Source organism: Tersicoccus phoenicis (assembly GCF_001968835.1).
GTDB lineage: Bacteria > Actinomycetota > Actinomycetes > Actinomycetales > Micrococcaceae > Tersicoccus > Tersicoccus phoenicis.
Genome location: NZ_MRDE01000068.1, coordinates 128787 through 145260, shown reverse-complemented (window position 1 = coordinate 145260; position 16474 = coordinate 128787). Strand labels below are relative to the sequence as shown.

General features: G+C 65.8%; 10 protein-coding genes. All 10 read right to left on the bottom strand.

Annotated features, from left to right (window positions below; genetic code table 11):
* Positions 1-4 precede the first annotated feature (4 nt).
* The 10 genes from BKD30_RS10865 to BKD30_RS10820 all read right to left on the bottom strand — a co-directional run bounded on the left by BKD30_RS10865 (position 5) and on the right by BKD30_RS10820 (position 15934).
* Complete coding sequence (locus BKD30_RS10865; protein ID WP_083956328.1) at positions 5-1228, bottom strand: glycosyltransferase family protein; 1224 nt, start codon at positions 1226-1228, stop codon at positions 5-7.
* On the bottom strand, positions 1225-2478 hold the full coding sequence (locus BKD30_RS10860) for a glycosyltransferase family 4 protein (RefSeq protein ID WP_076704585.1): 1254 nt from the start codon (positions 2476-2478) through the stop codon (positions 1225-1227). The genes BKD30_RS10865 and BKD30_RS10860 overlap by 4 nt, the downstream gene beginning before the upstream one ends.
* Positions 2475-3881 carry an oligosaccharide flippase family protein gene (locus tag BKD30_RS10855; protein ID WP_235861635.1) on the bottom strand — a complete coding sequence of 469 codons (1407 nt, stop codon included), beginning with the start codon at positions 3879-3881 and terminating at the stop codon, positions 2475-2477. Before BKD30_RS10855 ends, BKD30_RS10860 begins: the two co-directional genes overlap by 4 nt.
* A gap of 65 nt (positions 3882-3946) precedes the next feature.
* A complete protein-coding gene (locus BKD30_RS10850) occupies positions 3947-5080 on the bottom strand; it encodes a DegT/DnrJ/EryC1/StrS family aminotransferase (RefSeq protein WP_076704581.1) in 1134 nt (377 codons plus the stop codon).
* The gene (locus tag BKD30_RS10845) at positions 5077-5751 is read right to left on the bottom strand and encodes a NeuD/PglB/VioB family sugar acetyltransferase (RefSeq protein WP_076704579.1); all 675 of its coding nucleotides are present in this window, start codon (positions 5749-5751) and stop codon (positions 5077-5079) included. Before BKD30_RS10845 ends, BKD30_RS10850 begins: the two co-directional genes overlap by 4 nt.
* Before the next feature lie 3 nt (positions 5752-5754).
* Positions 5755-6897: a DegT/DnrJ/EryC1/StrS family aminotransferase gene (locus BKD30_RS10840; protein WP_076704577.1), complete on the bottom strand. Its 1143-nt coding sequence runs from the start codon at positions 6895-6897 to the stop codon at positions 5755-5757.
* Positions 6894-7913, bottom strand: a complete 1020-nt coding sequence (locus tag BKD30_RS10835; protein WP_076704576.1) for a dTDP-glucose 4,6-dehydratase — start codon at positions 7911-7913, stop codon at positions 6894-6896. Before BKD30_RS10835 ends, BKD30_RS10840 begins: the two co-directional genes overlap by 4 nt.
* Positions 7914-8008: 95 nt before the next feature.
* Complete coding sequence (locus BKD30_RS10830; protein ID WP_076704574.1) at positions 8009-9133, bottom strand: Gfo/Idh/MocA family protein; 1125 nt, start codon at positions 9131-9133, stop codon at positions 8009-8011.
* A 30-nt stretch (positions 9134-9163) separates the two neighbouring features.
* Complete coding sequence (locus BKD30_RS10825) at positions 9164-10687, bottom strand: sugar transferase (protein WP_076704678.1); 1524 nt, start codon at positions 10685-10687, stop codon at positions 9164-9166.
* 1413 nt (positions 10688-12100) lie between these two features.
* Entirely contained in the window at positions 12101-15934 is a 3834-nt protein-coding gene (locus BKD30_RS10820) for a DUF4082 domain-containing protein (RefSeq protein ID WP_083956324.1), read from the bottom strand.
* Positions 15935-16474: the final 540 nt, after the last annotated feature.

Here is a 16474-nt window from a genome sequence, read left to right as displayed (position 1 = left end):
GGTGTCACCTCGTGGATGTGGGTACGGAACCGCGGACGGTATCCTGACCGTCCTGGCGGAGCAGTCGGCGAGAGACCGGAATGATTCGGCTCGATCGAGAAGATGCGGTTGTTGAGGCGATCGCCAGGAGGTGGGCCGCCCGCGCGTCCCACGTGTGCCGACCCGCGAAGGCTCGACGCGCCGCTGCGTCCCCGGCCTGCCACTCGTTCGCTAGAGCGGCCGTGACGGCAGCGATGAAGTCCTGTTGGTTCTCAGCGACGTGCACCCACTTGGAGCTGAGCCAGCGGGATGCGGGCAGATCGGTCGAGACCACCGGTACGCCGGCGCTCAGGTAATCGAGCGTCTTCAGGGGAAAGCTCGCCCGGTTGAACCGATCCTGCCGATAGGGCGTCAAACCGACCGACCAGCTGGCGACCCGCTCGGCCGCACCCGCCTCGGACAGCTCCCCGAGCCAGGTGACACCACGGGAGTTCAAGAAGGTGGTCAGCCGTCTGCCGCAGTCGGGTTCACGGGCGCGGAGGGGGCCGACCACTTCGATGTCGATGCCGGTGCGAACGAGTGCTTCCAACAGGTTCACGTCCAGTCGTTCATTCAGTTGTCCCACCAATCCGGCGACTCGGCGCCGCGCCGGTAAGGGAACGGATCCCGCGCAGGGGGTGCACCCATTGGGGAGCAGAGTCACCTCCGTCTCGCCGGCTAAGGTCGCAAGATCGTCGCTGAGACCGGGCGACACGGTCGTGATGACGTCCGCACGGGCTGCATTCGCTCGCAGCGTGCGGCGAACCCGTGCCTGGTCGAGTCCCATCATCGTCGCGCCGGCGATCCAGTCGTCGGTCACGTGCAGCACCCGGGTGCCCGGAACTCGTGACGGGAACTTATCGCGGGGCGAGAGCAATATCATTGCGGTCGGACGGTGTGGTCCGAGCGCCCGCCGCATCGCCGAGCCGGCGAGCGCTGCGGCGATGGTCCGCAGCACCGGTCGGGTGAACCCAGGTGGTGCGAGCACCCGAAGTCGGCGCAGGCCGGGGCGAATCTCCTCCAGCTCGTATCCCGGCACCACGCCGGGACGGCGGCTGGACGCCGGTCCGAGCAAAGGGACCGGGGGGTCGACCCACAGGACACTGGCCCGTCGAGCCAGGGACTCGGCAAGACGATGATCGGTACCGCGGATGTCGTCCCAGCGGCTGCCGGCGATCAGAACCAGTATGGGAGGATCGGTGTGGTTCATGACGACCTCTCCGAGACCGCTGCCACCGGAGTGGCGTTGAAGTCGTCGACGGTTGACCGGCCACGCCGACGTGCGTTCACCCGCCGCGCTTGATGTGCCACGAATCGGGCCCCAGCCACGACGGTCTCGCCGGGCACGGCGAATCCCGAACGTCGCGATGCCAGTGCTTTCCGGTAGAAGTCGATCTGCCGGGAGGCCACCCTGTCCAGGGAGAACCGATCGAGCACCACGCCGCGAGCGAATCCTCCCAGGTCCTCGGCCCGGGCGCGATCCTCGAGCAGGCTCCGCAGCTGGCCGACGAGCCGGTCTACCGCCCCGTCGGTGCCGGGTCCGACCCCGTACCAGCCCTGCCAGAGAAACTCCGGCAGTGACTCCGGGGTGAGCATTCGCCAATATCCCTTCTCCCCTTGCACGATCAGCGGCTTCTCGAACGCCATGGATCGGAGCGCTGATCCCCCCATGCCCAGGAGGACGTCTCCAGTTGCATAGGCAGGGCGGGGGTCGACCAGCTCGCCGGTCCAGATCACCCGTCGAGACCCGATCCGCGCATTGGCCCGTTCGACGCGGTTGCACACATCGGAGCGACCCGGGCCGTCACCGGTGATGACGAGCTGGACGGGAGTGCGCTCGTTGAGCGCTTCCACCGCGGCGATGGCGGTGAGGATGCCCTCCAGCTTCATCTCCCGCGCCAACCGGGACACGATCGAGACTGTGGGTATGTTCGGGGCGATCCCATGAGACAGCCGAAAGCCGGTGACGTCGACGTCCGTAAGACCAGGCGTGTTGGCCTCGGCATCCACGGGCGGCTCGAGCAGGGTGACGCTTTGGCGGCCGAATCGGCGTTCCGCTGCGGCGATCTGTGCGGTGCCCACGGCGATTGGGACCTGTCTGGGAATGAACGGGGCAACCGACATCGACAGCACCGTGGCCACGGCGACCGGTCCGCCGCCGCCCAGGCAGGCGAGCCAGGACTCCAGCACGGGTGGCCACTCGTAGCCATGGACCACGTCGACGTGGCGGCGGCGCAGGGTCCGTGCCAAGTGGGCGACGACGGTCGGTGTCGGTCTTTGGTGGACGGCGGGGGACGACAGGAACTCGAGGCCCAGGGCTCGGACCTGTTCGACCAACGGACCGGGTTGCCCATAAACCACGACCTCGTGCCCGAGCCGAGCCATTGCCCCGCACAGCTCGATCGCCCCGAGCTGGCTGCCACCCACGTTGAGGTCGTGCGGATAAACGAGGACCCTCATCGAGCACCTTCCTTCTGCCGGCCCCAGGCCCGCACCGTCGCCAGGTCAGCCCGGCGCGCCAGCAAGAGCGCCGTCAACACAACGCAGCCGGTAAAGGTCGCCGCCAGAACAGCCAACAGTGGATTCGAGATGCTCGACGCGAACCACACGCTCACCCCGAACAGTGGCACACTGACCGCCACGGGCAGCCACACCCGTCCCGCCAGCGCCCGGAGCGAGAACCCGTGCCGACGCAGGATCACCAGGTAGACCGGCAGGATCGCGAGCACGGCGACCACGAGTGGGGCGGCAGCGACGCCACGGAGGCCCGCCACCGTGGCGCCCGCGATCAGCGCGGCCAGCAACGCTGCGAACCACAAAATCTGGACATTGAGGATCAGCCCAGACCGACCCACCACGACGAGGTAGTCATAGACAAGTTCGAAGAGCACCTTCACTGCCGTGAAGGTGGCGAGCCAGACAACGGCTTCGGCCGCAGGCAACCACTCGCTGCCGTAGACGAACGTGACCAGCGGCACCGCTGTTCCCGCCATCACCGTCACGACCGGCATGACGACCGCTGTTACCACTGCGAGTAGTGTGAGCATGGCCTCGCGCATCTGGGATGGATCATGCTGGAGGCGCGCGAACACCGGCGGTGCGACGCTGCGCAGCGGCTGGGAGAAGATGTTCGCCGGCCAGTTGGCAAGGTTGGTCGCCAGTACGTACAGACCCAGGACCACGCTCCCGAGCATCCGTCCGGCCACGATCTGATCCACATAGCCGACGGCGAACACCAAGATGCTGGAACCGGCGAGAGGAAGCCCGAAGCGCAGCAGAGGCCCGACTTTCCCACGGTTGAAGCCGAGACGCGTTGGCAGCGGGGAGTACCGCAGGAACAGCACGGCTGCTGCCACGCTGGCCACGACCCGTCCGATGGCCAAGCTCATGGCTCCGGTTCCCAGCACCACCAACACCACCGAGACGACGGCGCCCAACCACACATTGACCTGGTCGATCACCATGCGAGTGCCCTGCAGGAAGTCGCGCTGCAGCAGAGCGGCGGGCGTGGCCACGGCTCCGTTGATGACCACGCAGCCCGCCATGACGCGAACCACGGGTGCCGCCGATGCGTCGCCCATTGCGTCTGCGAACCACTGCGCTGCCGCAAGGGCACCAGCGAAGATCAGTGCGCTGCTGGCCAGGGAGATGGTCGTCACGGTCGATGCGATCTCCCGAGGATCCCCCGGCCACCGGACGATCGCCAGGCTGATGCCCAACTCGTTGAAACTGAGGATCGCGATCAGGGCGATGAACGCAATCGCATACGTCCCGAACTGGGAGGGGCCCAGCATGCGCGCCAGAACGATGCCGATGCCGATGGTGCCCAGCTTGGACACGAGCGTGTTCGCCAGGCCGAGCAAGAACGCTCTGGACGGAGTAGGTGCGTCCACCCCGGTCCGACGAACCCGCGTAACAGTCGGCATCGTCAAGATTTCCGGGTAACCGCATTGGCCAGCACGTCGACTACCCGCTCTTGCTGGACCGGGGTCAGGTGCGGAAACATCGGCAGGGACAGGATGCGGCCAGCGGCCCGTTCGGCTACCGGAAAGTCGCCCGGCCGTCCGAGATTGCGGAACGCGTTCGTCAGGTGCACCGGCGACGGATAGTGGATTCCGGTTCCGATACCTTCCGCCTGCAGTTCTTCGAGCACGCGGTCACGCTCGCCGACCTGCACGACATAGAGATGCCAGACGTCCTCGTTTCCCGGTCGTACGCACGGCGTACGCACCTCTGGCACGTCCGACAGTAACCGGTCGTATCGGTCGGCTGCGGCGCGCCTGGCTGCGTTCCAGGTGTCGAGGCGCTCGAGCTTGGCGCGCAGCACCACCGCCTGGATGGCGTCCAGTCGGGAGTTGACCCCGACCACGTCGTGCACGTACTTGGAGGCACTGCCGTGGGCACCGAGCATCCGGACGCGGTCCGCGATCTCTGGGTTGTTGGTGGTGACGGCGCCGGCATCCCCGGCTGCGCCGAGATTCTTGCCGGGGTAGAAACTGGTTGCGGCAGCGGTTCCGAACGCCCCCGACACAATGCCCTGCCGTCGAGCGCCTTGCGACTGGGCAGCGTCCTCGATGATCGCCACGCCATGAGAGCTCGCGATGTCCTGGATCTGATCGATCGGAGCCAGCTGACCGTACAGGTGCACCGGCACGATCGCCTTCGTCGCCGCGGTGATCGCTCGGTCCAACTGGATGGGATCAAGCAGCAGGTGTTCGGTGTCGACGTCGACCAACACCGGAGTCGCCCCTATTCGGGCCACGGCCTCCGCCGTGGCCACGAACGTGTTGGCCGGGAGCACGACCTCACTGCCGGGGCCGACACCAACCGCACGCAACGCCAGTTCGATCGCGTCCGTGCCGTTGCCTACTCCTACACAGGCCGCTGTGCCCGTGTACCCCGCATACGCCCGTTCGAAACCGTCCACAGCAGGGCCGCCGATGAAGGCTGCGGTCGCCAGCAATTCCTCGATCTCGTCGCGGATCACCGGCAGGATCTCGGCCTGTTGAGCGGCAAGATCCACGAAAGGCACCTGCTGCGTAGTCGTACTGATGACGGTCATGCTGTGACCCCCCTGTTCGTTGCCGCGGGTACGGCCTTCTCAACCCCGATCGGGCGCGCCGGTACGCCCGCCCAGGTCTGGCCGTTCGGTACGTCGTCGAGCACGACCGCCCCCATGCCGATCACCGCGCCGGCACCCACCCGGGTCCGCTCCCGGACACCGGCGTTCATCCCCACGTACGCCTCCGGGCCGACCACGACACCGCCGCCGAGCGTGACCCCGGCCGCGAAGGTGGCGTAGTCCCCGACCTCATCGTCGTGGGTGAAGACCACGTGCGGCATGGCCACAACGTGTCGGCCCAGAGTGACCGCCGCGGTCAGGACCGTGCCGGTCAACAGGATGGACCCGACACCGACGGTGCACCCCCCCGGAACGACCACCGAAGCCGCGATCACGGTACCGTACCGGTCCGGGCCCACTCCGAGACCGGCGAGCCGCCTCACGATCGCCGCGCGGACGACTCCCTTGCCGACGCACACCACGAAACTGCAGTCGCCGTAGGACGCTGCCGCGTCGATCGGGCCGAGCACGGGAAGATCATCGACCGACGTGCCCGCGAGTGCGACGTCGTCGTCCAGGTAGCCACGCACCCGGTATCGGGTCGAGCCGCGTAACGCGACGGCGGTCTCACGGGCGAGTCCACTGGCCGCCACGAGAATCAGATTCTCCATGCCCTAGCCGCCCGCCACCGTACGAAAGGCCTCGAGCACACGATCCTGTTCCTCGGTCGTGAGTTGGTGATAGAGGGGGAGGATGATCGTGGTGTCGGTCAGCCGTTCGGAGCCGGCCAGGTCCGCCGATCCGGTTTCCACGTCCGCGTAGGCGGGCTGACGGTGTGCACACATGATGCCGCGCCGCGCCGACACCCCCACGTCCGCGAGATGACGCATCATGTCCTCACGATCCAGGGGGAAGTCGGGCAACAGTTCCACCCAGAACGACTGGAAGTTGGCCGTCCCGTATGCCGGATCTCGGACCGCGCGCAGCCCCGGGACGGCTTCCAGCTCGCATCGGTACCGGGCAGCGAGTTCCCGACGACGTGCCACGATATCGGTCAGCCGGCCGAGCTGGATCAGACCGACAGCTGCTTGCATGTCGGTCATCCGGAAGTTGAATCCGATCTCGTCGTACCGCTCGGGCGGTGACAGCACGGACGCGTGGCGTTCTGCCGCCGACGCCGTCATGGCGTGCTCCCGGAGACGGCGTGCGTGGGCAGCCCACTCGGCGTTGCCGGTGGTCAGCATGCCGCCTTCGCCCGTCGTGAGGATCTTCCGCGGGTGGAACGACCACGCCGTGAGATCGGCTCCGTGTCCGACGGGGTGTCCGCGATACGTGGAGCCCGCGCCGCAGGCCGCGTCCTCGATGAGGACCACGTCCCGGGAGTGGCACAGCTCGCGGATGGGGTCGAGGTCCACCGGGATCCCGCCCTGGTCCACCGCGATGACCGCTCGGGTTCGATCGGTCATGGCCGAGGCGATGGTCTGCGCCGTGACGTTTCCCGTCTCGGGATCGACATCGGCGAAGACGGGGCGCGCGCCGACATAGGTGGGCGCATTGGCGGTGGCGATGAAGGAGAACGAGGGCACCACCACGTCGTCACCGTGGGTGATGCCCGCCACCACCAGCGCCAAGTGCAACGCCGTCGTGCAATTGGACGTGGCGACGGCATGGGCGACCTGCTGGGAGTCGGCGAAGGCCTTCTCGAACGCCGCGACCCGCGGCCCCTGCGCGACCCAACCCGATGCGATGACGTCCGCGACCGCGTCGATCTCCTCCTGGCCCAACCAGGGCTTCATCACGTTGATCCGACTGCTCATGCCGAGACGCCCGTCCGGTTCCAGTTCGTGTCCGCGACCTGCGCCAGCATCGCGTCGGGAGAGGCGTCCGCACGCCGGAACCACGCGATCAGGTCAGCGATGCCGTCACGGAACGGCACGGTGGGTTCAACCCCCGTCAGCTGTCTCATCCGGGTGTTGTCCACGCACAGGCGCAGCACGTCACCAGGCCTCGGGTCCAACAGCCGGGGGGTGAGCTCCGGTCGGCCGATGATCTCCGCGATCACCCGACACAGCTCGAGCATGGAGATCTCGACGCCGGTGCCGATGTTGACCGTCTCTCCGATGGCGTCCTCGCATTCCGCGAGCGCCAGAAGAGCCGTCGCGGTATCGCTGACGTGCATGAAGTCCCGCGTCTGCGATCCGTCTCCGTAGACCACCGGACGTTGCCCGTTCAACATCCTGACGATCGTGCGGGGGATCACCTCGCCGCTGTCCCCTTCGAAATGGCTGCGGGGACCGTAGGTGTTGAACGGGCGGGCCACCACGGTCGCCATCCCGTCCGTGCGGAACATCGCACGCGCGTAGGCCTCCCCCGCCAGCTTTCCGGCACCGTAGACCGTTTCGGGCCACGTGGGGTGCCGTTCATCCATCGGTACGTACTGCGCCGTTCCGAATGCTTCGCTCGAGCTGACATGGACGTATCGGGAGACGCCCGCGTCTCGCGCCGCCAGTCCGACGACCAGGGACCCCTCCGCATTCACCTGGTGGTTGCGCATGGGAGCGTGGAGACTGTGCCGGACACCGAGGCAAGCCAGGTGGAAGACGGTGTCGGCGCCGGCGACGACGCGGTCGACCTCGGCGCGATCGCACACGTCGCCGACCACGAGCTCAAACCGATCATCGTCCGTCCAGTGAGCAAGGTTGGCGGTCGTACCGTTCTCCAGGTCGTCGAGGACGGTCACCTTGTGCGGTCGCCGGTTGCGCAGCAGCGTGTCCACGAGATGGCTGCCGATGAAGCCGGCGCCGCCGGTGACGACGACGGACGCACCGTCCACGACGGATGAGGAACTGGCGGCGGTGGTGTCATTCCTTACCTGGTCGCGGTACCTCGGCGTACGGGAATCGTCCTGCCCGGCTGCCCTCGGTGTCGTCATCGTGCCCCCTCCAATTGTTCGTTCCCCAGACCGACGTGGAAGTATCCCCGATCGACGTCGCTCCGCGCCCCGTCGGTGGCGAGGCTGCGTCGCGACGCCTCCAGCACGGAGAGCACACGCAGCCCGGAGTCTCCGCCCGTGCGAGAAGGCCGACCCTGCCGGATGCAGTCGGCGAACTCCGTGACCATGGCACCGAGCGCTTCTCGCTCGGGAAGGGCGGGAGACCACGTGTCACCGAGCCGGTACGAGATGGCGGAGGACGTGCGGTCCGCCGAGGCAGCGGAAACCCGTTCCAGATCGACGCCCCGGTCGTACACGCTCAGCCGCTGCTGGGGATTCAGGTCGTCCCATACCAACGTCCGTCTCGACCCGCCGATCACCATCTGGCGAATCTTGGTGGGGCTGAGCCAGTTGACATGGATGTGCGCCATCGCACCACCGGCCAGGGCGAACGACAGATGACCGACGCATGCTCTGCCGGTTCCGAGCGGATCGGCGCCCTGCGCGATCACGGATTCCGGGCGCAAGCCGCCGGGCAGGATGAAATCCAGAATAGAGAGGTCGTGGGGGGCCAGGTCCCACAGCACATCGACGTCCGGCTGGACCAGTCCCAGATTGATGCGGACCGAGTCGATGAACAGGAGTTCCCCGAGTTCGCCAGCCTGGACCAGCTCCCGGATCCTGGTCACTGCCGGCGTGTAGCAGTACGTGTGGTCAGCCATGAGCACGAGGCCGCGGCTGTCCGCCTCGGTGATCATGTCGCGCGCCAACTCGACAGTGGCCGCGAGTGGCTTCTCCACCACCACGTGCTTCCCGGCTCGGAGCGCCGCAACGGCGATCGGGTGATGCGTTCGGGCAGGCGTCGCGATGGCGACCGCGTCGACCTCGACCGACATCAACATGACGTCGAGGGACCCGAAGGCCCGCACGCCGCCGATCATGGCTGCGAGCCTTCGGGCTCGTTTCAGATCTGCATCGACCACCGCGACCAGTTCCCAGTCCGTGCTGCCATGGAAATTCCTGGCCAGGTTGGGGCCCCAGTAACCGGCGCCGACAACCGCAACACGCAACGGTTCGCCAGTTCGCGTGGTAACGCCCCCGAAAGGATCTATCGAGACCATGTTCTCTTCCTGTCTAGCGATGGCTTTTCATCAGTAGGCTCCATTCGGGGCGACGACCGCCCTGAACGTCCGCCAGAGAATCATGACGTCGCCGGCGAGGGACCAATTCTCGACGTAGTAGAGATCGAGCCGGACGCTTTCCTCCCAGTTCAGGTCCGACCTCCCGTTCACCTGCCACAACCCGGTGACGCCGGGCTTGATGAACAAGCGGCGGTGGACGAACCCGTCGTAATTCGCGACCTCGGACGGCAAGGGCGGCCGCGGTCCGACCAGCGACATGTCACCCCTGACCACGTTGAACAGCTGGGGTAGCTCATCGAGGGAAAATCTGCGCAGTACTTTCCCGATTCGTGTGATCCGTGGGTCAGCGCGCAGCTTGAACAACACGCCCGCACCCTCGTTGAGTTGCGTCAGGGCCGCGAGGTCCTGTTCTGCGCTGACCACCATCGACCGGAACTTGAACATCGTGAACGGTGCACCGTGCAGGCCGATCCGGACCTGCCGGAACAGTGCTGGCCCCGGGCTGTCCTGCCGGACGGCAATGGCCAGCACGCCGAGCAGCGGACTGAGGACGACGATCGCTGCGCAGGCCAGGACGACGTCGACGACGCGCTTGAACACATGGCGGGTACCCGTGAAGTGCGGTAGCTCGACGTGCATGAGAGGCAGTCCTTCGACGGGCCGGAAACGGATACGTGGCCCGGCGACGTTCGTCAAGGACGAGGCAACGGCCAACTCGGTGTTGGTTCGTTCGAGCTCCCACCCCAGTTCCCGGATGAATCCGCTCCCCCGCGCAAGCTGACCCGCCACGATCACCGCGTCGGCACCGAACTTCTGGACGATGGACGGAACTTCCTGCACGGTGTTGTAGACCGGAACCAGGTTTCCCCCGCGCTGCAGCGACTGCACATCGTCGGTGTCTTCCATCACGGCTGCAACAATGTGGTAGACGGCGCCGAGCTTCTTCACGATCTGTTCGGTGACGTATTCGACGTCCGCTCGCTGACCGAGCACCACGACCTTCGACCGGAATTGACCATCGCTGCGGCGATGAGTCAACCAGCGGCGGGCCGCCCACCGTTCCGCAAGGAGGGCCAGGGTACCGAAGGGGATGGCGAGGAACACGAAGCTGCGGGATTCGGCCTGGACGAGCAGGAACAACACAGCCGCAGCGCCGACCGACGCTGCACCGGCATTGAACACCGCCCGGTACTCGGCGGCACCGACGCCGAGTACCCGCACATCCCTGCTGTGCGACCAGCTCAGAGCACACAACCAGATCGCCATTACAATGCTCGATTGCAGCGCAGCCCGCGGAAGCATTCCGTTCGCCGCGAACGCGTACGAATGCAGAACGACCGGCACCAGGAAGGCTGACGCGACGACGATGGCCGAGTCCAGTATCCAGAGCATTCTTCGAAAACGGCGAGACCACCCCCCGGAGCGCATTGCTCTGACATGCGAGTCGAATCCGCTCAGCGCCGCCGGCACGGACGCTGCAAAATCCCCCATTGCCGGAACTCGTGCCGCAATCTCTCCATCCAGCTGCGTCATTCCCCCACCCCCTTGATTCCCCGCGATCGCCACCGGCGATCCGCTCACGACCTCGCAGCCGATGAGCCCCCAACCACAATCACTAGACCCAAGGACCCGACCCTTGACAACGCTCGCCGTCGACCTCGATCGGCGACCCCGACGGCTGGATGCTCGACCGTCCTCGACACACGACCAGTCCCATCTGAGATCGTCATGCAAGAGTCAGCGAGCGGTCTCTGATCGTCCGCATGACTCACTGCCCTGACCGCTGGGCCAAATACCCAACCAGTGCTCCGACTGAATCAGTCGTCGAGTGTGAGACCTAGTCGATTTCCCCAGAACCCAACTTCCTCTCGAAGTGTAAGCAGTTGCGTTACTCGAACCGCACGGAAGCCCTACGGGTGGTTGACGAGTGACCACGCTATTTATGCTTGACGTATCCTTGACTGTGGGCGGCAGAGTACGTGGTGGAGATCATGGTCGAGGTCTGCCAGTCGCTGGCCCGGGGACGAAGTCGCGTGCTCTCGGTGGACCGGGAGCGCTCCCGCGATAAGCGAAAGAAGTGGCTTGTACCAGCGAGGTCGTCGACGCTACGAGAAGGCTCGGCAACTGGGCGCTGGCGACAGGGTGGACCGGCACCGTGGCACTCAACCTGCGATCGTGAAAGTCCCCAGGGCCGAGTATCCGGACCGTGCCGTCCCCGCTCGGTTGGCCGTGATCGTGACGGTGTTGCGTCCCGACGTCGCGGTCAGCGTCACCGAGCCGCTGAGTGACTCTGCCACGGATACAACCCAGCCTCGACGAGTCAGTTCAGTCTTGTAGAAGGTCGTGATAGACCTCGGGGCGGCCGCGGCGGTGGCGAGCAATGTCAATTGGACGGTCGGCTTGCCACCCGATGAGGAAGAGGACTGGATCGCGGATCCGGGGTATACCGGCATGGCGTCGACGGGGAATCCCCGAGTCAAGCCGCCGGAGGCGGTCCCCGGCGTCGGCGCCGTCGTCAGTGGCGCCGCTGAACTGCGGGCTGGCATCGGTAACCGGTACGGCGTCGGCGTCGCTCCTGGTTTCCCCTCCAGGTTCCCCGCCCGTGGCCCGGCGATCGGTCCAGATGGCACGGCCGTGGGCGTGGTACCTGGACGGTTCTGCGGTGGCGAGGACGACGGCTGCAGGGAAGGACGATTGGTCGGTGTCGCGCTCGACGACGCAGTTGCTGATCCACGACCGCTGGCGCTCGGACCGGAACGCTCGCGCGATGGTGGCAGCCCCGGAGGGCCGGTGGTCGGAGCGCTGCTAGCTGTGGGAAGGCCGGTGCCCGTCCTAGCTTCCGAGGTCGCCGTCCCGGATCCGGCCATAGGAATCCATGCCACGGCCACGCCCAGCACGACGACGAAACTGACTAGACCAAGCAGTGTTCGCTTACGCATGGTCACCTCACTCTGAGAACACCAGGTCGGTGAAGTAGTTGGTGGCATTCCACGACTGCAGCGGCAGACCACCCGGCTGTCCATAGGAATACCGGCCGTTGGGAGTCGTGGACGTGAGCGGTCCCGACGAGATCGGGGCGGAGAACGCGCCGCCGGTGTAGGCGTAGCCACCGACCGCTTGATAGGAGACGGTGAACATCGACCCAGCGGGAAGCCGCACGGGCCGGTCGAGCACCGCCGTCTGCCACCCGCTGGCAGTCTCGTCAGTGAACTTCGCCGTGGCGAGAGAGTTGCCGGCCGAGTCCCACAAGGTCGCCGTATGGCTTCCTGCGCTGTCCTTGCTGCCCTTGTAGAAACGCAACGCTCTGATGTCGATCGGACGACTGGTGCTGAGTTGTACCCCGAGACTGACAGGTGCGGGATCCGCGGCATCAGTGACAGCAGGCACCGAGTTGCCCAGAAGTGTCGTCGGGTTTCCAGCCGCGGAAGCCGTGCTGAAGGTCCATGCGGTGCGGGCCAGTTTAGCGCCGTTGGCGGCACTGATGTTCTCCACCGACGCGCTGATGACAGTCGCGGCAGGGAGGGCGCCGGTCGGTTCGAAGGTCAGCGACGTACCGTCGGCGGACCGACGAGTAGTACCGGCGATGGCGTTCGCACCAGCGGTCACCCGGAAGGTGTACCCGTCGAGAACGGGCTGGCTGAACCTGATCGAAAGAGGACCAGGGGTGGTGTCGGCCGCTCCATTGGCGGGGCTCGTCGCGGTGACAGAGACCGACGCTGCAGAAGGTGCCGGGGCGAAGACAGGATCCACCAAGTAGGAGGTGCTGGAGGCGTTGTTGGGGAACGCACCACCATAGCTGAAGGCTCCGGCGCGAGCACCAGTACGCAGAGGGCCGACTGATTTGGCGGCGTCCAGGTCGCCCGGAGTAGCGGAGTAGGTTCCATTCCCGCTAAGGGCGATGACGTAATCCACACCGGGTGACAACTGAACCGGAGCATTGAATGTGGCCTGCTGCCATCCGGAGGCAGTCTCACTCGACACCGTGACGGTGGACAGCGCGGTGCCGTCCGCGGAGAACAACGTACCGATATGTGTCCCGGTCATCCCCGCAGCCTTGTAGAAGCGTAGCCCCGTGACGGCCCCGGGCACCACAGTCGTGAAACGTGTTCCAAGGGTGAGGCGCTGCCCTGATGCGAGGAGCGAGCTGTCGTCAACCAGTTCGAGAGCAGGACGGGTGGAGTCCTGGTAGAGACTGCACGGGCACGTACCCGGTGGGGTGTCGGGCTTCACTGTGCGGAACGACCAAGAAGCTCCGCTCGTCAACGACTGACCGGCCGCATCCTTGGCACCGACCGTGACCGTGTACTGGGTGTTCCGCTGCAGCGCCTGACTCGGCTTGAAGGTCGCGGTTCGGGTGTTCCCATCCCACGTCGTGGCACCGGACGCCTGAGCGCCTGCAGCGTCGCGCACCACGATCGACACGGTGGCGGGGTCGACCGGCTTGTTCAGGACCGCGCGGATCTCGCTGTCGACCGCCACACTGACCGCCGTGTTGAGCGGGTACTGATCCACGGTCGCCAGCGGAACTGCGCCCGCCCCCTCGAAGATCGCGTCCACGCTGTAGTTCGTATTCTGATAAGACGAGGTGGGCATTGATCCGATAGCGCCGTAGACACCAGCAGATGCGCTCCCAGCGCCACCGGCCACCTGGAACGGTTCTCTACTCAGTCCACCGTAAGCGAATGCCCACGGTTCATAGGCGTAGCGCCCTGACGTGGTGCTGTACGAGACCGTATAGGTGGTGCCAGCCGTCACCTGAACCGGCGTGGAGAACCGAACTTCCTGCCACCCGGAGGCGGTCTCCCCGGTGAAGGTCGCCTGCGCCAGACGTGCACCGTTCGCCGACCAGAGCGAGCCGATATGAGTGCCCGTATTGGCGACACTCTTGTAGAACCTGGCACCGGCAAGGTAGCCGTCCCGCGACACGGAAAAACGCAGGCCGAGTTCAACCGCTGATGGATCGCCGGAATCCGCCGACTGCGGCACGGTGTCACCGAAGATGCTGGCGGGGCTGGCTACGTCGACCGAGACCACCGTCCCTGTGGGGTCTGTGTTGGCGCTGTCGTCGATGGCGCGGACTCTCACGGACGCAGGGCCGAGGCCGTGCTGGATGTAGGAGAAGGTCCACGACGTCGTGCCGGTCGCCGGAGACCAGGACACACCACCGTCCGTGGAGTACTCGACACCGGCCACCACCCCTCCACCGGTATCGACAGCGCTCCCGGCGACCGTGTAGGAGCGACCGTTCTGCACCGATTGGGGCGGGCGCGACGTGATGGTCACTGTAGGCGCCTGATCGTCAGTCGACGCCTGAGCGGCCACCAAGCCACTCATCAAGGTGGTCGGCTGGGCTCCCATGTCGGCCAGGAGGTTGATCTGAGCCTGTTGCATGCGTTGGTCGGAGGGCGACTGTAGACCGTCGTGGGTAGCATCCAACCCCCAACTCCACTGGATGCTTCCGGCGGAGAAGACGAGTGCCCGGCTGCTGGCGCGGTACATCGTCAAGTGATGGGTGGTGCGACCCGGCCGGACCGTATTCCCGAAATCCTGCAGGTACTGGGGGACGTCTCCGACGGTGGTGGACAGGCGGATCAGGCCGGGCGGACGGAATCCGTTGAAAAGATCCTCATCGGATTCGTATCCGACGGTGTTGGGCGCGAGTTCGGCTTTGGTGCCGGGTGACAAGGAGGTCAGCGAGGTATTGCGCCAGAGTCGGGTTCGGCCTTCGTCGGCGTTGACGGTGACGGGCAGGAGGCCGTCGTTGACCACGTACGCCGTTCCGGTGAGCGCATTTTCCGGCGATGCTCCCCCGTTGGCTGGGGTGGCGAAACGGGGATCTCGCCAAGTTCCCGTCCATTCGTTCGACGGGTCGATCTTGGCGTTGCTCAACGTCTCTTTGTAGGAGACCAGTGTGCGGTACGCGCCGCCGTCCACGGGTGAATTCTCGTAGCGCGTGCGCCAGTAGCCTTCGTTGCCGCTGAGAAACTGCAGATTGACACCGGCATCTCGGGCGGACTGGATGTTGGCGCGTTGCGCACCGGACCAGTACTCGTCGTGTCCGGCCGAGATGAAGACACGGTGGTTCTTCAACAGCGCTCCTCGCCGGTCCGTGTCCACCCCGGACAGATAGCTGACATCGTATCCGTTGCGTTCCAGGAAGCGCACCAGAGGGAACTCGGCACCGAAATAGAAGTCGCGGGCCGTGCTGGCGTCTCCGCGCGTAGCGAACGGACGATTGTAGCTGACCTTGAAAGCCCGGCCGGCGGTACCGCCCTGATAGAAGCTCGCCCCCCCGTACGAGTTGTATGCCTGCCAGGTCGGGTCGGAGGTTTGATACACGACACTGGACCGGCTGGTATCGCTACGTACGACGAAGATGATATGGCTGGAACCGCCGGTGTCCGTCCGAGTCAATCGGGCGAGGTAAACGCCCGACACCGCTGTGGACGGCACGTTCCAACTGGCCGATACTTTCCAGTTACCGCAGTCCGTGAGCGAAGTCGAGCTGTCGACCTTGCAAGCATCCTGAACTTGCGGCAGAGAAGCGGACGGTTGCACGCTGTCCACTTGTCGAGCGCCAAGGCCCTGGTACCACCCGGTGCGAAAAATGGTGATCGTGTAGGCGGCAGCGTCGCTCTTGATCTTGAAATCCAGCCGTTGACCGGCATCCACGCTCATGTCCGTCGCGAAACCCTGAATGCTCGGATCGCCAGCACCGTTGATGTCCCAGATGGCCGGGTCAGTTCCCGGTCGCGTGTTCTCGCACTGCACGGGATTCATCTGGGGAGTGCAGGAGGTCGCCGCCCATGCGGTACCCGGGAGCGCCCAGGTAAGGAGTGCGAGCAAGATCGCGGCGGTCCAGAAACGGGATCCGGCGCGCCGAGTAGATCGAGAAGCGGGCCCAGTCGCCACGAGGTGCAGCCCATTCGCTTTACGCGTTCTCCAGGACACGTCGTCCCCCTTTGTAGCCTTCGAGCACTGATCAAGCGGGCACCAGAACGGTGAATGAGGATGTCATGAAGGAGTCGGCGGCGGCTGGGGGGGGCCTTGGTCTCAGAAGGCCATCCGCCGCCGACTCCGTCCATGGGCCTGACACACGTTCCGCGACGAGCAATCTGTGCTCTAGACGCGTCCCGCATGTTCAGACGGTGACGGGGTGTTCGGGCCTGAACGGAGCGTGGCCCTCCCGTCGCGACTGCCGCACCCTCCCCCGGGTCGGTAGTCAAGATCAAGACCGTCGGTGATTGAGACTCAGCAATTCTCCCCCCGTGCTTCCCCCGGCGATTTCCCCCCTCGATCTTGTGATGCCAGCCTAGGGGT